Below are 17,352 nucleotides of genomic sequence, written 5' to 3'. Positions count from 1 at the left end.
TCTGCGCAATATTAACGGCTGGCATTAACTGAATGAGCAACCAGATAGCTATCCTGCTCATTTGATTGTGGTGCATGTTGCTGTAACACACGGTTTACTTTGAACTGACATTTACCACAGCTTGCAGCAGCACCAGTGCATTCACGAATAGCATCCAACGTGGCAGCACCAGCATCGATAGATGCTTTTACTTTGTCGACATTCACGTTGTTGCAAACACAAACTATCATTAAATAAACCCCGTTGTTTAACGTTGATGATAATGATAATGATTGTTATTTATTTAGTCAAACACCTTTCGCAATTTTTTGGGAGAAATTCCCGAAATTCTTTGTTGCGATGAATGAATTTACATCGTAACGTAGCTGTACCAAGCGAAGAGAACTATATGAAAGCCATATCAGCAACCGTATTAATTGTGGAAGATCATCGGGATTTAGCCGCCAATGTGGGCGATTATCTAGAAGTCGGCGGTTTTACCGTGGATTTTGCAACGGATGGCATTACCGCATTACAGTTATGTGAGGAACACCATTACGATGCAATCGTGCTGGATATCATGCTACCTGGGATTGACGGTTTTGAAGTGTGTCGCCGATTGCGTCAGGAAATGCACCTACATACCCCCATCATCATGCTCACCGCTCGCGATACCATCAATGACAAGGTGAATGGTTTTGATTTGGGCGCAGATGATTATCTGATTAAACCCTTTGAGATGCGCGAACTGGAAGCGCGGCTGATTGCCATGATTAGACGGCAACGCGGAGAACTTGAGGGAGGGAAACTTACTGTAGCTGATCTCACTTATGATTTGGATACGATGCGTGTTATGCGTGGCGATAAGCTGATCAAGCTTTCTCCAATCACCCTGCACATATTACGAATTTTGATGCGCGAATCACCTAAGATCGTCAGCCGTGAGCGTCTTGAGGCTGAAGTATGGGGAGATGATGCTCCGGACAGCGATACCTTACGCAGTCATCTGTATAACCTGCGTAAAAGCCTGGATAAACCATTTCAACATCAATTGATGCATACCCTACCGGGAGTAGGTTACAAGCTTTGCAGAGAAGAGGACTTGTAATCAGCGACTACGGAACTGGGCTTTAGGAAAATGCACACTGACCTCAGTGCCCTCACCCATTTTGCTGGATAAACGCAGGTTCCACTCATAACGATTACATAAGCGTTTCACTATGGTCATGCCGATACCATACCCAGTCGCTTGTTGTTTATCATCAGCACGGTAAAAAGGTTTGAACACTTTTTGCACTTGTTCCCTATCCATGCCGATTCCACTATCCGCTACCGAAAAACCATCAGAACGGATAGAGACAGTGATGTTACCTCGCAAAGTGTAATTGAAAGCATTACGCAGCAAGTTGCCAATCAAAATCGGTAACACCCGTTCAGCAGCAAGCACCACTAAAATGCCAGACTCTTCGACATTTACCGTAATCGGTTTGTCATGGTGGATCATCCGCAAGTTATCCAGTTCGGCAGCAATCAAGTCATTAACCGTCACTTCCCGTAAGGGCAAAGCTTCGATCTGCTCCCTTGCCAGCAACAACAAAGTTTCAATCAGCGATTCCATATCCATCAGCGTGCGATACATACGGTTCATTTCTGTTACCGCCAGATCACCGTATTTTCGTTCTACCAGCTCCAATGCACCACGGATAACGGCTATCGGCGTGCGAAGCTCGTGACTGACATCGCGGGTAAAATTACGTTCACGCTCAACAAATTGTTCTAAACGATTAGTGAACTCGTCGAGCGCCCGCACCAGGCTGGAAACTTCATCATCGGGAATATTGCGTAAATCATCTAAATCCAGTTGGGGAAAGTTACCTTCTCGAAAATCTACCTCATTCACTGCCCGAGACAATTTCATAATCGGCGACACGGCCTTATGTGACTGCCGATAGGCAAACCATGCCAACAGATAAAGCACAATCAGTACCAGTCCCAGAGGCAACAAACCAAATACCAAAGCCAAACGCGACACTTTGACTTCATCAAAAATCAGATATAAACGTCGATTGCCCTTATCCTCGACATACACGATAGGTTGTTGTCCTGCCAGCTCAGCCCGTTGCAAACCTGGACCAAGATCTCGCAATGATGTGGGTAAGTCGGAAAAGTCATCCAGCTCAGCCATATGGGCTTTAAGATTCATCGTATTTGGTAAAGGAAACGTGGGGTCCTCAGAACGCATATCCCAAAAATGCTGCGCTTCACCTTCCAGAGCAGCACGCACCAATACATCCTCTAACGTTGCTTTCGCCGCATAAATTCCCGCGATAGCCACTAGGCTGATTAAGGCAATCTGTATCAGAAAGACCTTAACCAGCTTGGCTTGCAGATTGGTATTGGATTTAGCCATTACCTCAGTTTACTCGTTTGGAGAATAAATAATGCGTTACCAGCCATTCCGTTCCATCGCGATAACCAAATAATTCTGCACAAGCCATAAAGAACAGCCGCCAGCGTTGTAGCCAGATAGCGCCCTCGCCTTCCCCGTAGGTTTGATCAAACAGTGCTTTAATCTGCTTGGCATTTTTATCGGTGTTCTCCAACCAGGCTTCAGCTGTTTTCTGATAATGCTGACCGTTTACCAGCCACTGTTTTTCGATCTGTAATGCATCCTGAAAATGCAGCAAGGTATCAGCCGAAGGCATCAGGCCGCCGGTAAAAAAATAACGCCCCATCCAATTGTCATCACCTTCGGTTTCAAATGGATAGACCACACTGCGGTGACAGAAAATATGCACAAATAATTTACCGTCAGCATTCAGCCAGCGACTGACTTTATCAAGTAATTGCTGGTAATTACGCATATGTTCAAACATCTCAATCGATACGATTCGATCAAATTGCGTGTCCAGCTCCAACTCATTCACATCGCAGGTAATAATATGAATGTTGGTTAATCCGCGGGCAAAGGCCTGCTTTTCAATATACTCTCGTTGCGAGTTTGAATTCGACACACCAGTAATGCGTGAATATGGAAAACGCTGAGCCAAGTATAAGGTTAATGAACCCCAACCACAGCCTAACTCCAGAATGTCCTGACCATTTTTGAAATCACCACGCTCGATATAAACTTCCAGCATAGCTTTTTCGGCTTGATCCAGAGAGATGGTGTGATCATCCCAATAACAGCTGCTGTATTTAAGATTCTTGCCTAATGCAAGCTGATAAAACTCAGCCGGAACCTCATAATGCTGCTCATTAGCTGCTTGAGTTTCAATGGCAATCGGACTTTTGCGCAGCATCTCAATGCATTGATTTTTGATTTCACTGGCCGCTTCCGGATCAAATGCGTTTTCATCGTGAAGTCTTTGTTTTAGCAGTTTTCGGATGCCCACCCTTATTAATAAATCGGGTACTAAGCCTTTTTCTGCAATTGAAATCAGACTCATGTTTTTTTCCTCCAGGGAATGAATGCACTGGTTGTTTGTTGATAACGGCGATACTTTTCACCACGACTGCGAATCGCCTGTTGTTCGGTGTAGGGTATGCCGGTAATGAAATAGAGAAATAGCAGCATGATCACCGGTGCTAGCCATAACCAAGCGCCATGTTCTATGCCAATCGCCATTAAGGGATAAGCAAACCAGTGCAGCCATTCAAAAAAATAATTGGGGTGTCTGGAATATTTCCATAAGCCGGTTTGACAGACTTCACCTTTGTTATTGGGGTCGGCTTTGAAATTAGCTAATTGGTTATCAGCAATCGTTACCCCGCTAATTGCGATAATGGCAACCAGTAAACCGCTATATTGAGCCAGGCCTAACGCTTCAATTTCCCCCTGACTAATTAACCAGACCGGAATGGCAAACCCCCAGGCCAGCAGTGCCTGAAACTGGAAAAAGAAAAAATGATAAAAGTTGCTTTTATCACCCCAATATTCACGCAAGTATTTATAGCGGCCATCTTCGTCTTCACCTAATACACGCTTGGCAAGGTGCGACCCCAATCTCAAATACCACAACAACATAATCGTGGCAGCCAAAATACTTAAAGGCAGATAGCCATCGCTGGTCAGCAAATGGAATAACGCTAAAAAGCTCAGTGAAAACGCCCATAACACATCAACAATACCGGCGTTTTTACTGCGAATTTGCCACAGCCAGCCACCCAACATCACTAAAGAAACAATAAAAAGGCTAGACCACAGCATGCTGTTTTCCCGATTCTTGGTGACGCCAATAAATGGCCAATGTGAGTAATAACGGAATCGCCAATCCCCAGCTGATGGCAAGCACCACAATAAGGATTTCCGGCTGTATCCAATCCAATGCTCCCATTCGGCTGCCTGCATAGTAAGAAATCGGACTGGCAATAGCAGAAAATACCCCTGCCAATAAACGACGTTTTAATAACCATGACATCGAGTGATTAAGTGTTAAGGCAAAATTGATCCATAGACACCAGATCCACCACGGTGCAATCGGCTCAATGGTTTGGGCCTGATAGGCCATCAAACTCCAGGCAGACCAGCTGGAGTCGAGTACCACTCCAATTAAAATTGCCGCCAGCACTAATTTGTAATCTGTCTGTTTCCAGGAATAAAAGCGAAAGTGAATGATTAAAAAAGCGGCGGTAAAAATTACTGCCGGGGAATTCAGTTGCGCGGCGCCACTTAAAACGCAGACAAACCAGCCGAGTTGAAACAGCAAAAAATTAATTATGGTCAACCGATCAGGCATATGCAGGACACCACTGGGCACGACGATTATCAGCTTTACTAAACAGCAAGTGCACATCACTGATACTACGTTCGGCAAAACCACCTTCGCAGTAGCACAGATAAAACTCCCACATGCGGATAAACGAATCCGGATAGCCCATGGCACGGACTTTATCTAATGAAGCGGTAAAACGTTCACGCCAGACTGCAAGGGTCATGGCATAACTTGGTCCTATATCTTCCAGACTAGTAAGTTTGAGTTTTGCTTTTGCCGCCGCATTGCTGAGCACGGTGACACTAGGGATAAAACTGCCAGGGAAGATATATCGCTTGATAAAATCCACCGATCTTACCGCTTGAGCATAGCGATGATCTTCCAGCGTAATCGCTTGAATAATGGCTAATCCATCTGGGGTTAATAGATCAGCACAGCGCTGAAAATAACCATCGATATAGTGATGACCGACAGCCTCAACCATCTCAATTGAAATCAGCTTGTCGTATTGCCCTTGCAGGTCGCGATAATCTTCGAGCAAAACCGTTACTTGCTCTGTCAGGCCGGCATTTTTTACTCGTTGCACCGCATAGTCATATTGCTGTCTGGAAATAGTGGTTGTCGTGACTTTGCAACCATAATGTTGAGCAGCAAATACCGCACAGCCACCCCAGCCGGTACCAATTTCAAGAAGGTGATCAGTCGGCTGTAAATCGAGCTTGTCACACAATCTGGCCAGTTTTTGCTGTTGAGCGATTTCCAGTGATTCGTTACCGGTGTAATAAAGCCCAGAGGAATACATCATCCAATCTTTATCGAGAAACAATTCAAATAACTCATTCCCCAGATCGTAATGAGCCGCAATGTTCTTGCGACTACCGCTTCGACTGTTACGATTCAGCCAGTGAAAACCTTTGAGTAATGCTCCGGTAATTCTGGCAAAGCCTTGCTCCAATTCATCGGTCAATGACTGGTTACGCACCAGAATTCGCACCATAGCGGTTAAATCACTGCAATGCCAATCGCCCTGCATATAGGATTCCGCTGCACCGACACTGCCGCCTTGTACAACCGATTCAAAAAAGTGCCGATCATAAACCGTCAGCGTGACCGATAAATCTGCCTGCGAATCACCTAGTTCATACACCTCGCCAGCCGTATGTAAATGAATACAGCCTTTCTGAATTCTGCTCAGTTGACGGATTACCGCTTTTTCATAGAGTTTAGACAGTCGGCTGATTTTGCCATTTTGCGTATCAATAACGGCCGATTTACTCATTTATCATCTCCATGAGGTATTACAGGCTGGGTCACAGTTTCGGCTTGCTGATCCGGATGACTAAAGGTTGGGGTGTGTTTTCCCCATAAGCGTAATGCCTGCCAGTAAATACGCATCACAACCCTCAGTGTTTGCAATGGATAACGAATCGGTAACCAGCGCATCGATTTGGCAGTCATCGGCTGAAAGTCTGCGTGTAAGGTGGCATCAAACTGACGTTCACCTTCGCGAAATAACACCATATTTATGTTGACGGCATCATTATCCAACTTGAAACGCCAGTGATACTGAATATCCATCGGCATAAACGGCGAAATGTGAAACTGCTTGTCAAAATCAAAGTGCCAGGGCTGAGTCTGTTGCTGATCGACTTTTAAAACATAGGCATGCCGTTCATTCCAAGGTGTATTGTTAATTTCAGCCACAATAAACTTGAGTTGATCCTGATCGACACAGAAATAAAAAGTCACCGGATTAAAAATAAGCCCCAGATATCTGGGATGAGTGAAGATCTTTACCTTGCCAGAAAAAGACTCTCCGCTACGTTGTTGAATTAATTCCTCGACAGCCTTTTTTAAATCAGCCTGATCAGACTGCAGGTAATCTTTACGATAAAAACTGATCAGATTGAATCGTTCCAGTGACCAGAAACGTGAGCGTTTAAAATGCATCTGCAATTCATCCAAATCCAGCATCAGCATCGCCAAGGGGTACTGAAACTCATGATTTTTTGGTAAATGTCGCTGATGATGCACCCAGCCACAGTAAATTCCATCAGGCAACATTGGCAACTCCTTGCTGGGTTTGCTCAATTGCCTGGATAACTCGCAGAGCACTATTTACACCATCTTCATGGAAACCCCAGCCCCAATAAGCACCACAATAAAACGTATGCTGCAGATCGGTAACTTCCTGCCAACGTCGTTGGGAATTTAAGGTCGACTGGTTATAAATTGGATGTGCATAATGGCGATGTACCAGCACTTTTTTCGGATCAATTAAATGAGCGGAGTTAAGTGAGACAATCAGTTGTTCTGACGTCGTCAGACTCTGCAGTGTATTCATGTGATAACTCACCGTACACTGCTGCTGTAATTCCGGACCAACCCGCACATTCCAACTGGCCCATGCCTGAGGATTTTTCGGTAATAGTCTGATATCAGTATGCAGATGCATTTCATTTTCCTGAAAGTCGATGCTGCCTAACACTGCCACTTCCGTTTCACTTGGCTGATCCAGCATACGTAATGCTTGATCAGCATGTGCCGCAATGATGACTTTATCAAAATGGCGTTTTTCACCGTGGACGGTTAAGGTCACGCCCTGCAGATGTCGTTCGATACGCTGTACCGGCGAACCTGTTATAAATTCAGCATCAGTTTGACGCACCAGTGCATCAACATAAGATTTGGATCCACCCTTAACAACGCGCCACTGAGGTCGATTCGTCAGGGACAACATATGATGGTTGTGCATAAAACGAATGAAATAATGCGCCGGAAAATCAACTACTGACAGGCTTGGCCCTGACCATAGAGCGCAGGCCATCGGGATTAAATGATCATTAATGAAAATGTCACTGTAATTATTAATAGTCAGATACTGGCCTAGCGTTAATCCATCATCATTTTCTTCTAACAATGATGGTGCTTCGCGATAAAAGCGCACCAGGTCCCAAAGCATCCGATAAAAACGTGGGTTAAACAGATTACGTCTTTGACAGAATAATTTATTTAAATCAGTCGCGTTATATTCCAAACCTGATTTTGCATTGCTGACACTAAAACTCATTGCTGTCGGCTGACTTTCCACACCAAGTTCAGTCAAAAGCTGACTAAAGTTTGGATAATTTTGTTCGTTGAACACAATGAACCCTGTATCGACATTTAACGCTTTTCCAGCAACTTCCACTGAATGCGTATCGGTATGCCCGCCCAGATAATTACTGGCTTCAAATACCGTTACATCGTGATGTTTTGCCAGATAATACGCCGAAGCCAAGCCGGAGATCCCGGCACCGACAACCGCTATTTTCATACCCCGGCCTCATTGAAAATTTTCTTGCTTTCACGCTTGTCCAATGGAACGGTTTTGACGTCCCAAATTAGTCCAGCCTTTTGCATAAGTTTTAAAACGTAATAACTGAAATCAACTTCCCACCAATAAAACCCTTGTCTGGCTGAAACCGGATAATGATGATGGTTATTATGCCAACCCTCACCTAATGTCAGTAATGCCAGAACAAAATTATTACGACTCTCATCACCGGTTTGGTAACGTTTTTTGCCGACACGATGGGCCATGGAATTGATGAGCAAAGTGGCATGTAGCAATACCACTGTTGAAATAAAATAACCCCAAACCAACATCTGCCAACCGTTAGTACCAAGGCCAGGAGCAAATCTTTCCAGTAGCATGCCAAAAATAAATAACGCTACTGCAAGTAATACTGGAACCGTCAAATCAAAGCGATCCAACCAACGTAATTCTGCAAAACGCTGCCAATCTGGAACCAACCTGTAGTCTGCCTGATAATGTTTGCCTGACAAAAACCACCCCATATGACTCCATAAAAAACCTTGTTTCGGCGAATGCGGATCAGCAGCTTGGTCTGCATGACGATGGTGTTGACGATGGTGTGCTGCCCACCATAACGGTCCGCGTTGAGTGGCACTGGCCCCGATTAAAGCAAAGACAAATTGTACCGGTCGAGAGGTTTTAAAAGCTTTGTGGGCAAAATACCGATGATAAAACGCGGTGATAGCGAACATTCTGACAATATATAAAACCACAGCTGTGACAACCGCCACGCTGGAAACACCAACAATAAATACCGCCAGACAAGCCAGATGTAACACAATAAACGGAATAACTCTTAACCAGTCAATACCAGCATCTGCAGTGTCAGCAGATTGAGCGGAAAAATTGGTTTCACCATTGTCAAACCATTTTCGAATTGATTTCATGAAGTATCTCTTTTTCGATGTGTTGAGCTTAATCAGCAAAGTGTGAATTGGATGTGAAGAATTACTGAACCCTCTTCACCCCGTTTTCACAGGTAATACGTTCTGATGAGATACGCTTAATAGTGAAACGGAAATATCACCATGCTCAAAAAAAGTGTTCAATCGAGATTATCGTGGTTATTGCCGTTTTTAATTTTGTTATCAGCCTGTAGCAGTAATGCCATGCAAAGTGCCTATATAGAAGACTATCGAAAAGCGCTCTCCGTTGAGGGGGTTGCCCTACATAATGATGTTGAAGCAGTTAAAGGTTTTATCGAAGTATTTAATCAAGTCCAACACGGAGATGTGGCATCCATTATCAACGAAACATACGCCGAAACGCTCTACTTCAATGATACCTTTCGTACCATCACTAATAGAAATGAACTGATTGATTACATGCAGCATACCGGTCAACAAGTAGATCGGCTTGAGGTAAAGATCGAAGATATCGCGATGAGTAAACAGGATATTTATGTGCGTTGGGTGATGCGAATGCAGTTTTCGGTCATGGGTAAAAAAATAGATAGTGAATCGATAGGCATCAGTCAATTACGCTTTGATAAGGATGGCAAAATTATCCTGCATCAGGATTTTTGGGATGGCGTTGATGGCTTTTATCAATATCTGCCAATTATTGGTTATTCGCTGAGAAAAATCCGGAATCAATTATGAAAAAACTGCTTATCTGGTCATTATTTTTACCGTTTCAGCTAGCAAACGCCAATAGCTTTGAATCGGAGATCCCTTTTGACAATACCATATTACAACAATGTTCGGCGGTGCCTATCAGGGTCATGGTATTTAACCTTGGTGATGTTGCGTTATATCGGCAACAGTGTTCGGATGAAAGCGATCTCACCAGCCAGCCAGTGCAACTCTCCTTCATATACAAACGTGGATTTGATGCCGAAGATTTTCAAAAATCGTCTGTGGAATTACTCAAACGAAATGTTGATGAAACTACTTTCACTGACATTGAAACGGCATTAATAGACTTTAATTCAGGTTACCAGAAAGCCGTAAAGGGTGACCGCTTCGATATACGCTTTTCACCTGAAGCTGGTTTGATGTTATTTAAAAATGGTCAGCAGCTTAGCCACAGTGACAACACACAACTTGGCGAAGTCTATTTTGATATCTGGTTTGGCCAGGATCCGTTCAGTAAACGGATGAAAAATGATCTACTAGCTGGCCTGAAAAACTAAACCCGCCATCAGGCGGGTTTTAGTGAATTAAGCAACAAGATAAAAACTTCTGCAATCCTGTTCTAACTAGTCATTTGTCAGTTGTGCAACACATCGTACATACAACAATTAAGATGCCAGGCATATGGCTCTGCCGTGATCATGAACCTCTACTAAATAGCTGTGCAGATTTTTGATCGCATCGGCATAGTCGTCTTCATCGATAATAAATTGCATATCTACCTGACGCATTGACTGATGCATAGCCAGTACGCTGATATTTTTCTCAGCTAAAGCACTGACGGTACGTGCCAGAATGCCGGGGATTTTCATATCACTGCCAATCGCTGAAACAATCGCCACTTTCTGCTGATTGATTTCGGCTTCTGGAAACTGCTCCTGCAATGCTTCACGAATACGGCGGATATTCTTCAGGCTAGCTGAAAGATAATGGGTAATGGTGTTGGCATTGATATCTTTGGAAATGATATGTGCTTTATTTTTGCGTATTTGTGCCAGAATTTCACGATCATAAACATCAATATTTCCTGCCATATCCTGATCGAATAATTCAAACGCATAAACGTGTTTGCATCCAGCGATAATCTCCACACAAGGCTTGCTGCTGATGTAATCACCGGTAATCAATGTGCCTGCGTGCTCTGGTTCGAAGGTATTACGCACCCTTAACGGAATATTATTCTGCCGTAAGCCTTTGGCCGCTTTGGGATGAATAGCCTCCATGCCCAGATTAGCCAGCTGATCAGCCACATCGTAATTGGTCCGGCCAATCGGCACTGCATTGTCTTCACCCACCAGACGTGGATCGGCACTGCTTAAATGAAACTCTTTATGAATAATCGCTTCATTGGCATTGGTTAATACAGCAATACGGCTGAATGTCATTTCACTGTAGCCGCGATCAAAGGTCGACATCAGACCATCATCGCTGTGGGCATAACCGGTGACGATGGGTAATTCTTTGCTCAAATCAATTTCAGCAAAAGCCTTATCAATGCGCTCATCAAGTTTCATGTGCTTGTCGGTCTGCCATCCTGTCAAATCAACATAACGGGCATTGATCTTGTCTTTTTTCAATAAGGTGGCCGTATTCCAGGCACTGTGCGCTTCACCGATGCTGGCCAGCATTTCACGTACTGTTGCCAGATGCATATCCAAGGCAAAGTGACCGTGCTGACAGAGACGTTGTAAATCTGCCAGTACCCGTTCGGCGTCTTCAAGCCGTTCACCAATAAACTCATTGGCTTGTTTTAATGTTTTTTTATCGTTGAACAATTGTTGATTGATGGCAAAAATCTCTTGCTTGAGCTTTTCCATTGCCTCAATCCAGCTGTCATCATTCAAGCTGTTGGCGAACTCTGCATAGACACCTGATGTGCCATTTTTCTTGTGCTCTAGCAGCAGATTAGTAATACCACCATACGCTGAAACAACGAAAACACGATTGTAAATTGACTCGTTATGAACCGGTTTAAGAATAATATTGTCGCGCACCGCGACATAGTCGCTCATTGAGGTGCCACCTATTTTTTCTACCGTATGAAATTGCATATCTACTCTCTGTTAATTCGTTGTACTCCGGGCTAAACCGGAAAGGCTGCATTGCCTGTTATTCAGTTACCGCTTCGGCATCTAATTCATAGGCACCTTCAGCGTTATGAACTTCTTTACCATTCAATGGCGGGTTGAACACACAGGCCAGATGCAGTTCTTTAAACGCACGCAGGATATGGCGATCATGCTGATCAAGGTTATATAAGGTACCTGGTGTGATTTTGTAGACCTTGCCATCATCCAGCGTTTCCACTTCCCCTTCACCACTGATGCAATACACCGATTCCAAATGATTCTGATAATGCATACGGAAATCAGCACCAGCATAAATAGTGGTGATATGGAATGAATAACCCATATTGTCATCTTTCAATAACATACGAGTACTCTCCCAATTACCATCCGGTGAAACGATACGGCGAGAGGTTTGTTGAGCTTCTTGTAATTGTCTGACGATCATGTTTTGTCCTCTATAAATGCTTTTCAACAGCCAGTGATCGGAAAACCGATCACTGGATTGTGAAGATAGATAATGCCGAGCTGATTAACTTGCTACTTTTTTGCTGGCAGGTTCAAACGTATCGGATTTACTGGCTTCATCACTGACAGAGTAATCACCTTCAAAAAAGTCTTTTTCTTCCGGAATGCTGTCTGCTTTATCACAGACTTCTTTAATCGCTTTCTCCAGAATATCGATACCTTTTTTCAGGTTTTCATCGGTGATGGTCAGCGGACATAAGAACTTAACGACATGATCATCGGCACCACTGGTTTCAATAATCAGACCGTTTTGGAAACATTTACGGGTAATCTGGCCAGCTAATTCACCACTGACACAATTGATACCACGGAACATTCCTCGGCCATGTGAGTTGAAGTTACCTTCACCGTATTTCGCCACAATGGCATCAACACGGTCAGCAATATACTGGCCTTTACGCTGCACTTCTTTGGCAAATTTATCGTCTTTCCAGAAATGATCGATAGCAGCTTTTGCGGTAACAAACGCATGATTATTGCCACGGAATGTACCGTTATGTTCACCTGGAGACCATTGATCGACTTCCGGTTTCATCAACACAATGGCAAATGGCAGACCATAACCACTTAATGATTTCGATAAGGTGACAATATCAGGATAAATGCCAGCTTCTTCAAAGCTGAAGAAGGTACCGGTGCGGCCACAACCAGCCTGAATATCATCCACAATCAGCAATACATCATGGCGTTTGCAGATCTCTGAAAGACTTTGTAACCAGTTCATTGAAGCGGCATTAATACCGCCCTCACCCTGAACGGTTTCGACAATTACTGCGGCTGGTTTATCAACACCACTACTTGAATCAGACAACATCTTGTCGAGCAGATTGGTGGTATCAAAATCATCGCCCAGATAACCGTCATAAGGGATTCGGGTTGAACCATGTAAGGCAATACCAGCACCACCGCGATGGGTAGAGTTACCGGTAACCGATAGAGCACCTAAACTCTGACCATGCCAACCATTAGTGAAGGAAATGATATTTTCACGGCCAGTTTTCTTACGAGCAATTTTCAATGCTGCTTCTACGGCATTGGTTCCGGTCGGGCCGGTAAACATAACGACATACTCAAGATCCCGCGGCTTTAAAATATTCTCGTTAAAACTTTCCAGGAATTCACCCTTGGCACGTGTATGTAAATCCAAGCCCTGAGTAATACCATCACGTTGGATGTATTCAATCAGTTTTTCTTTGAAAATCGGATGATTGTGGCCATAGTTCAGTGAACCGGCGCCAGCGAGGAAGTCGATGTATTGGTTGCCATCATCATCGTAAATCAACTCGCCTTGGGCCTTGTCAAATAAACGAGGGAACGCGCGGGCATATGAACGCACTTCTGATTCGATCTCTTCAAAAATTTTCATTCGCTTTTCTCTCCTGTGAAAATTGAGGCCATCGCTGACCTGAATTCGGTATTAATTGTTAATTACGCTATGGGTTTAAACGGTCCGACTTTGACTAACATTTCAGTATCATGCTGATTGGCAAAATGTTGGTGGCGATCAAACATCACACTGCTGCTAATTTCGGTATCCAGCTTACGAGCCAGACTTTCAAATAATCCCCATGACGCTTTGTTATCAGGGGTTATCGTAGTTTCAATGCGTTTGATATCGCGGTTTTGTTCACGCGACAGAATTTCTTTAAGCATTCGTCCTGCAAGTCCTTGTCCTCGAGCCTTTTCACCAACTGCAACCTGCCACACAAATAATGTCTCGGGGCGTTTTGGGATGCGATAGCCGGAAATGAACCCAACCAGTTCATCGTCAAGCACAGCAGCAACCGCTGTTTCAGCAAAATGACCGCTTTGCAACAAGTTGCAATACATTGAATTGGTATCCAATGGCGGACATTCAGAAATAAGTTTGTGTACAGCCGCTCCCAACTCTGCTGTTGGTTGCATCAACTCGATAGATAAAGGTGCTGGATTAACCTGGGTCATATTTACAATCAACTCTAATGTTTATGGCACTAAATACTTTGTGAGATATATAAATTCTTAAACTCCGCCAATATTGCCTTTAATTGATATAATCATATACTTATGACTTGCAGATGACAGAATCTAAATATATAGTACACTAAACAAATTAAAAGTCCAGACCACATCTTAAACTGCTTTATAGTTTGAGAGCTTTAAAAAAAGCTTCATGAAACACTGGCTTTCAGTCAATACAACAAGAAAAGCGGTCTGCCCCAAGTTGAACTATTTATTTAAAAACGTGGGAAAATATGTTGAATTCAATTCAAATTAATACTGAAACTATCGACGCACTTGGTCTAAATAAAGAGCAAAGGGAACACCTGTTGAATCATATTGAAGAAGTGCTTATTGCATTGCGCCGGGTTATCCGCGCCACTGATCTACATTCCAAATATTTGCCAAAACTACTGGGCTAACTGCGCCGCAGATCCTTTTATTACAAACTCTGCGTGATAAAGGACAAGTGACTATTGGGGAGTTGGCTCAAGAAATGAGTTTAAGTCAGGCTACGGTAACGACAATATTGGATCGACTGGAAAAACGTGGACTGGTTTATCGTCAGCGTTCTCAATCTGATAAACGTAAGGTACATGCCTATTTGACTGAGGCTGCGTCAGAAACGCTTAAAAGTGCACCGATTCCATTGCAGGATCGTTTTACCCGTGAATTCAGTAAATTAGATGAATGGGAACAGGCGATGATTATGTCCGCCTTAAAGCGTGTTGCACAAATGATGGATGCCCAGCATATTGACGCTTCGCCAGTTTTGGATATTGGTATGCTGGATCGTTATGAAGATGAACAGGATATAGTCAAAATGCCAACCAAAAAACGTTAAGATTTTTTCAGTTCATTGCCATTTGCCAAAAGACGTTCAACCTCACCCACAGGAAGCGGTTTGCTAAAGTAATATCCTTGTAACTCCTGGCACCCCATGGTGGTCAGCATTTCTACCTGCTCAAGCGTTTCTACACCTTCGGCAATGGTTCTCAGACCAAGGTTTTCTGCCAGTTGAACGATGGTTCGGGCAATAGCTGCGTCTTTAGGATTATCGACGATTTCATCAACAAAGCTTTTATCAATTTTCAGTGTATTAATGGGGAAGTTTTTTAAATAGCTCAATGATGAATAGCCGGTGCCAAAATCATCAATTGCCAGTCCCACACCCATTTCTTTTAACGCGGTTAATAGTGGAATTGTTTCCATTATGTCTTTAAGCATCGCAGTTTCAGTTATTTCCAGCTCAAGTGAAGCTGCAGGTAAACCAGATGCCTGCAAAGATCGCCCTACCTGCTCAAGTAACAGCTGCTGATTAAACTGCATGGCAGACAAATTCACCGATACTCGCCAGTTGTTGTTGAATTGTTGTTGCCATTGATACGTTTGCAAACAGGCTTGATTTAACACCCACTCACCAATGGCTATAATCAAACTAGTCTTTTCAGCCACATCTATAAAAGTTAATGGTCCGAGTAATCCCTTAACTGGATGCAGCCACCGTAATAACGCTTCAAATCCAATAATTCGTTGGGTTTTGACATCAATCTGTGGCTGATAAAACAATAAGAATTCATTACGTTTCAGAGCTTGGCGCAGATCCTGTTCGGTTTGCAAACGCTCAAAAAGATAATCATTCATTTCTGCTGAGAAAAACTGGTAATTATTGCGACCTAACTCTTTAGCATGGTTCATTGCCACATCAGCATGCTGCATCAATGCCTGAACGTCATCACCATCTTCCGGAAAGATAGCGATACCGATACTAACAGTGCTGTATACATTGAGCCCATTGATGTCGAAGGATTTTTCAAATTTCGCCACAATCCGCTGGGCAATATTTGCCAGCACATCCACATTATCAATATTGGTTAACATGACGGTGAATTCATCACCGGCAAAACGCGCTACGCGATCATCTTTATCTTTACTCACCGCGATTAAATCTGCATCACGAAGACAATCCTTTATCCTTGCTGCAGCCTCACATAACAACGCATCCCCAACTTGATGACCATAGGTATCGTTAATATGTTTAAAGTGATCTAGATCGATAAACATTAGCGTTAACGAATGTTGTTTATGGCGGGCGCGGGCGATAGCCGTTTCCAATTGTTCGATAAACAAACGTCTATTCGGTAAATCAGTCAACGTATCGTAATAGGTGAAATAGGCGATTTCCTGTTCTGATTGTTTGAGTGAAGTGATGTCCTGCAGAGTACCAATGATTTTCCAACCATCGAAATCCTGATTTATTTCTGTTCGTTCATGTAAATAAAACAACTGCCCATTATCGGTCTGGATTCGATATTCAATGTCGTAGGCATGTTTCTGCTGAATGGCACGGCGCAAAGCCTGTTTAAATAAAGGTCTGTCATCAGGAAAAATATGACGAAGAATGTGTTTGAATGAAATGGCTTGCGAGGTATTTTGTATGCCTAATAACTGATACAGATTGACACTGCATTCAAATGTCTTATGCTTAAAATCCCATTCCCAATAAATTAGATTGGCAATAGCTTGGGCCTTAGCCAGTTTAGAACGGCTCAGGCTGAGTTCACGTAACGTACTGTTAGCTTTGAGAATATAACGAACCCGATGGGCAAATAATGGCCACTTGAAGGGTTTAGTAAGGAAATCCGTAGCCCCAGCGTCAAATGCTTTCTCAATATCTTCAGCTTTATCATGAACAGTCACCATCACGATTGCTGTTTGTTGACCTTTGGGTAGCAGTCGTAATTGACGGCAACAGGTAAAGCCATCCATGCCCGGCATGGATACATCCAGCAACGCAATATCAGGTAAATACTCGGAAAATAGTTTTATCGCCTGTTCGCCGCTTTCTGCTTCAATAATGGATAAAGTCGGATCTTTAAGAGCTTGTTTCATTAACAGGCGAGTGACAGGATCGTCATCGACGATAAGCACGGTATATAGTGATTGACTATCCATGTTGCTAGATACCCGAAATTCTCAGCTTAGAAATACTGATATAAGAAAGTGCACGTAGACTCAGCGGCAGTTTATATCAGCAGTATTTACAAAAGACGATAAACTACCATAGCGGTATTTGCTTTAACCTGAGCTAG

General features: G+C 43.4%; 19 protein-coding genes. 5 read left to right on the top strand and 14 right to left on the bottom strand.

The annotated features are described in order from the left end of the window. Positions 1-11: 11 nt before the first annotated feature. Entirely contained in the window at positions 12-230 is a 219-nt protein-coding gene (locus A9E74_RS10635; RefSeq protein WP_069296601.1) for a (2Fe-2S)-binding protein, read from the bottom strand. Between the two features lie 158 nt (positions 231-388). On the opposite strand from A9E74_RS10635, the gene A9E74_RS10630 reads away from it, so the two are divergent. Continuing rightward, positions 389-1,087, top strand: coding sequence for a response regulator transcription factor (locus A9E74_RS10630; RefSeq protein ID WP_069296600.1), 699 nt, complete (start codon positions 389-391; stop codon positions 1,085-1,087). Here A9E74_RS10630 and A9E74_RS10625 read toward each other — a convergent pair whose 3' ends face one another. The 8 genes from A9E74_RS10625 to A9E74_RS10590 are packed head-to-tail and all read right to left on the bottom strand — an operon-like array spanning position 1,088 to position 8,939. Continuing rightward, positions 1,088-2,389 carry a sensor histidine kinase gene (locus A9E74_RS10625; protein ID WP_069296599.1) on the bottom strand — a complete coding sequence of 434 codons (1,302 nt, stop codon included), beginning with the start codon at positions 2,387-2,389 and terminating at the stop codon, positions 1,088-1,090. Between the two features lie 4 nt (positions 2,390-2,393). Then, positions 2,394-3,428, bottom strand: a complete 1,035-nt coding sequence (locus A9E74_RS10620; protein WP_069296598.1) for an SAM-dependent methyltransferase — start codon at positions 3,426-3,428, stop codon at positions 2,394-2,396. Next, positions 3,425-4,189 (bottom strand): DUF1295 domain-containing protein, encoded by a 765-nt coding sequence (locus A9E74_RS10615; RefSeq protein ID WP_069296597.1) that lies wholly within the window; start codon positions 4,187-4,189, stop codon positions 3,425-3,427. Before A9E74_RS10615 ends, A9E74_RS10620 begins: the two co-directional genes overlap by 4 nt. Continuing rightward, positions 4,176-4,718 (bottom strand): DUF2878 domain-containing protein, encoded by a 543-nt coding sequence (locus tag A9E74_RS10610; RefSeq protein ID WP_069296596.1) that lies wholly within the window; start codon positions 4,716-4,718, stop codon positions 4,176-4,178. Before A9E74_RS10610 ends, A9E74_RS10615 begins: the two co-directional genes overlap by 14 nt. Further along, positions 4,711-5,973, bottom strand: coding sequence for an SAM-dependent methyltransferase (locus tag A9E74_RS10605; protein WP_069296595.1), 1,263 nt, complete (start codon positions 5,971-5,973; stop codon positions 4,711-4,713). Before A9E74_RS10605 ends, A9E74_RS10610 begins: the two co-directional genes overlap by 8 nt. Beyond that, a complete protein-coding gene (locus tag A9E74_RS10600) occupies positions 5,970-6,758 on the bottom strand; it encodes a DUF1365 domain-containing protein (protein WP_069296594.1) in 789 nt (262 codons plus the stop codon). Before A9E74_RS10600 ends, A9E74_RS10605 begins: the two co-directional genes overlap by 4 nt. Next, entirely contained in the window at positions 6,748-8,010 is a 1,263-nt protein-coding gene (locus A9E74_RS10595) for an NAD(P)/FAD-dependent oxidoreductase (RefSeq protein WP_069296593.1), read from the bottom strand. The genes A9E74_RS10600 and A9E74_RS10595 overlap by 11 nt, the downstream gene beginning before the upstream one ends. After that, positions 8,007-8,939: an acyl-CoA desaturase gene (locus A9E74_RS10590; protein ID WP_141696802.1), complete on the bottom strand. Its 933-nt coding sequence runs from the start codon at positions 8,937-8,939 to the stop codon at positions 8,007-8,009. Before A9E74_RS10590 ends, A9E74_RS10595 begins: the two co-directional genes overlap by 4 nt. 141 nt (positions 8,940-9,080) lie before the next feature. On the opposite strand from A9E74_RS10590, the gene A9E74_RS10585 reads away from it, so the two are divergent. Together A9E74_RS10585 and A9E74_RS10580 are read left to right on the top strand one after the other, a co-directional pair. Continuing rightward, positions 9,081-9,653, top strand: a complete 573-nt coding sequence (locus A9E74_RS10585; RefSeq protein WP_084003047.1) for a nuclear transport factor 2 family protein — start codon at positions 9,081-9,083, stop codon at positions 9,651-9,653. Then, positions 9,650-10,186, top strand: coding sequence for a chalcone isomerase family protein (locus A9E74_RS10580; RefSeq protein ID WP_069296591.1), 537 nt, complete (start codon positions 9,650-9,652; stop codon positions 10,184-10,186). Before A9E74_RS10585 ends, A9E74_RS10580 begins: the two co-directional genes overlap by 4 nt. 108 nt (positions 10,187-10,294) lie before the next feature. Here the strand turns inward: A9E74_RS10580 and A9E74_RS10575 are convergent, their stop codons facing one another. From A9E74_RS10575 to ectA, 4 genes are all read right to left on the bottom strand, one after another. Beyond that, positions 10,295-11,737 (bottom strand): aspartate kinase, encoded by a 1,443-nt coding sequence (locus tag A9E74_RS10575; RefSeq protein ID WP_069296590.1) that lies wholly within the window; start codon positions 11,735-11,737, stop codon positions 10,295-10,297. A 58-nt stretch (positions 11,738-11,795) separates the two neighbouring features. After that, on the bottom strand, positions 11,796-12,200 hold the full coding sequence (locus A9E74_RS10570; RefSeq protein WP_069296589.1) for an ectoine synthase: 405 nt from the start codon (positions 12,198-12,200) through the stop codon (positions 11,796-11,798). 84 nt (positions 12,201-12,284) lie between these two features. Further along, positions 12,285-13,646: a diaminobutyrate--2-oxoglutarate transaminase gene (ectB, locus tag A9E74_RS10565; RefSeq protein ID WP_069296588.1), complete on the bottom strand. Its 1,362-nt coding sequence runs from the start codon at positions 13,644-13,646 to the stop codon at positions 12,285-12,287. Positions 13,647-13,708: 62 nt separating this feature from the next. After that, positions 13,709-14,224, bottom strand: a complete 516-nt coding sequence (gene ectA, locus A9E74_RS10560; RefSeq protein ID WP_069296587.1) for a diaminobutyrate acetyltransferase — start codon at positions 14,222-14,224, stop codon at positions 13,709-13,711. Positions 14,225-14,514: 290 nt separating this feature from the next. Here ectA and A9E74_RS14945 point away from each other — a divergent pair, with 290 nt between their 5' ends. Together A9E74_RS14945 and A9E74_RS10555 are read left to right on the top strand one after the other, a co-directional pair. Continuing rightward, positions 14,515-14,682, top strand: coding sequence for a hypothetical protein (locus A9E74_RS14945; RefSeq protein ID WP_281198096.1), 168 nt, complete (start codon positions 14,515-14,517; stop codon positions 14,680-14,682). Further along, positions 14,658-15,104 carry a MarR family winged helix-turn-helix transcriptional regulator gene (locus tag A9E74_RS10555; RefSeq protein WP_425412318.1) on the top strand — a complete coding sequence of 149 codons (447 nt, stop codon included), beginning with the start codon at positions 14,658-14,660 and terminating at the stop codon, positions 15,102-15,104. Before A9E74_RS14945 ends, A9E74_RS10555 begins: the two co-directional genes overlap by 25 nt. Here the strand turns inward: A9E74_RS10555 and A9E74_RS10550 are convergent. Further along, positions 15,101-17,215, bottom strand: coding sequence for a two-component system response regulator (locus A9E74_RS10550; RefSeq protein ID WP_069296586.1), 2,115 nt, complete (start codon positions 17,213-17,215; stop codon positions 15,101-15,103). The genes A9E74_RS10555 and A9E74_RS10550 overlap by 4 nt on opposite strands. Between the last annotated feature and the right edge of the window lie 137 nt (positions 17,216-17,352).

This window comes from Methylophaga muralis, assembly GCF_001720165.1.
GTDB classification, from domain to species: domain Bacteria; phylum Pseudomonadota; class Gammaproteobacteria; order Nitrosococcales; family Methylophagaceae; genus Methylophaga; species Methylophaga muralis.
Note: the sequence above shows the minus strand (reverse complement) of the source record. Positions and strands in the feature narration are given on the sequence as shown.

Bases quoted from the DNA above. Each gene is read 5' to 3' on its own strand.
- A9E74_RS10580 (WP_069296591.1), top strand. From the start codon at position 9,650: ATGAAAAAACTGCTTATCTGGTCATTATTTTTACCGTTTCAGCTAGCA.
- A9E74_RS10625 (WP_069296599.1), bottom strand. From the start codon at position 2,389: ATGGCTAAATCCAATACCAATCTGCAAGCCAAGCTGGTTAAGGTCTTT.
- A9E74_RS10610 (WP_069296596.1), bottom strand. From the start codon at position 4,718: ATGCCTGATCGGTTGACCATAATTAATTTTTTGCTGTTTCAACTCGGC.
- A9E74_RS10550 (WP_069296586.1), bottom strand. From the start codon at position 17,215: ATGGATAGTCAATCACTATATACCGTGCTTATCGTCGATGACGATCCT.
- A9E74_RS10615 (WP_069296597.1), bottom strand. From the start codon at position 4,189: ATGCTGTGGTCTAGCCTTTTTATTGTTTCTTTAGTGATGTTGGGTGGC.
- A9E74_RS10605 (WP_069296595.1), bottom strand. From the start codon at position 5,973: ATGAGTAAATCGGCCGTTATTGATACGCAAAATGGCAAAATCAGCCGA.
- A9E74_RS10575 (WP_069296590.1), bottom strand. From the start codon at position 11,737: ATGCAATTTCATACGGTAGAAAAAATAGGTGGCACCTCAATGAGCGAC.
- A9E74_RS10635 (WP_069296601.1), bottom strand. From the start codon at position 230: ATGATAGTTTGTGTTTGCAACAACGTGAATGTCGACAAAGTAAAAGCA.
- A9E74_RS10595 (WP_069296593.1), bottom strand. From the start codon at position 8,010: ATGAAAATAGCGGTTGTCGGTGCCGGGATCTCCGGCTTGGCTTCGGCG.
- A9E74_RS10620 (WP_069296598.1), bottom strand. From the start codon at position 3,428: ATGAGTCTGATTTCAATTGCAGAAAAAGGCTTAGTACCCGATTTATTA.
- A9E74_RS14945 (WP_281198096.1), top strand. From the start codon at position 14,515: ATGTTGAATTCAATTCAAATTAATACTGAAACTATCGACGCACTTGGT.
- A9E74_RS10630 (WP_069296600.1), top strand. From the start codon at position 389: ATGAAAGCCATATCAGCAACCGTATTAATTGTGGAAGATCATCGGGAT.
- ectB (WP_069296588.1), bottom strand. From the start codon at position 13,646: ATGAAAATTTTTGAAGAGATCGAATCAGAAGTGCGTTCATATGCCCGC.
- A9E74_RS10590 (WP_141696802.1), bottom strand. From the start codon at position 8,939: ATGAAATCAATTCGAAAATGGTTTGACAATGGTGAAACCAATTTTTCC.
- ectA (WP_069296587.1), bottom strand. From the start codon at position 14,224: ATGACCCAGGTTAATCCAGCACCTTTATCTATCGAGTTGATGCAACCA.
- A9E74_RS10585 (WP_084003047.1), top strand. From the start codon at position 9,081: ATGCTCAAAAAAAGTGTTCAATCGAGATTATCGTGGTTATTGCCGTTT.
- A9E74_RS10570 (WP_069296589.1), bottom strand. From the start codon at position 12,200: ATGATCGTCAGACAATTACAAGAAGCTCAACAAACCTCTCGCCGTATC.
- A9E74_RS10600 (WP_069296594.1), bottom strand. From the start codon at position 6,758: ATGTTGCCTGATGGAATTTACTGTGGCTGGGTGCATCATCAGCGACAT.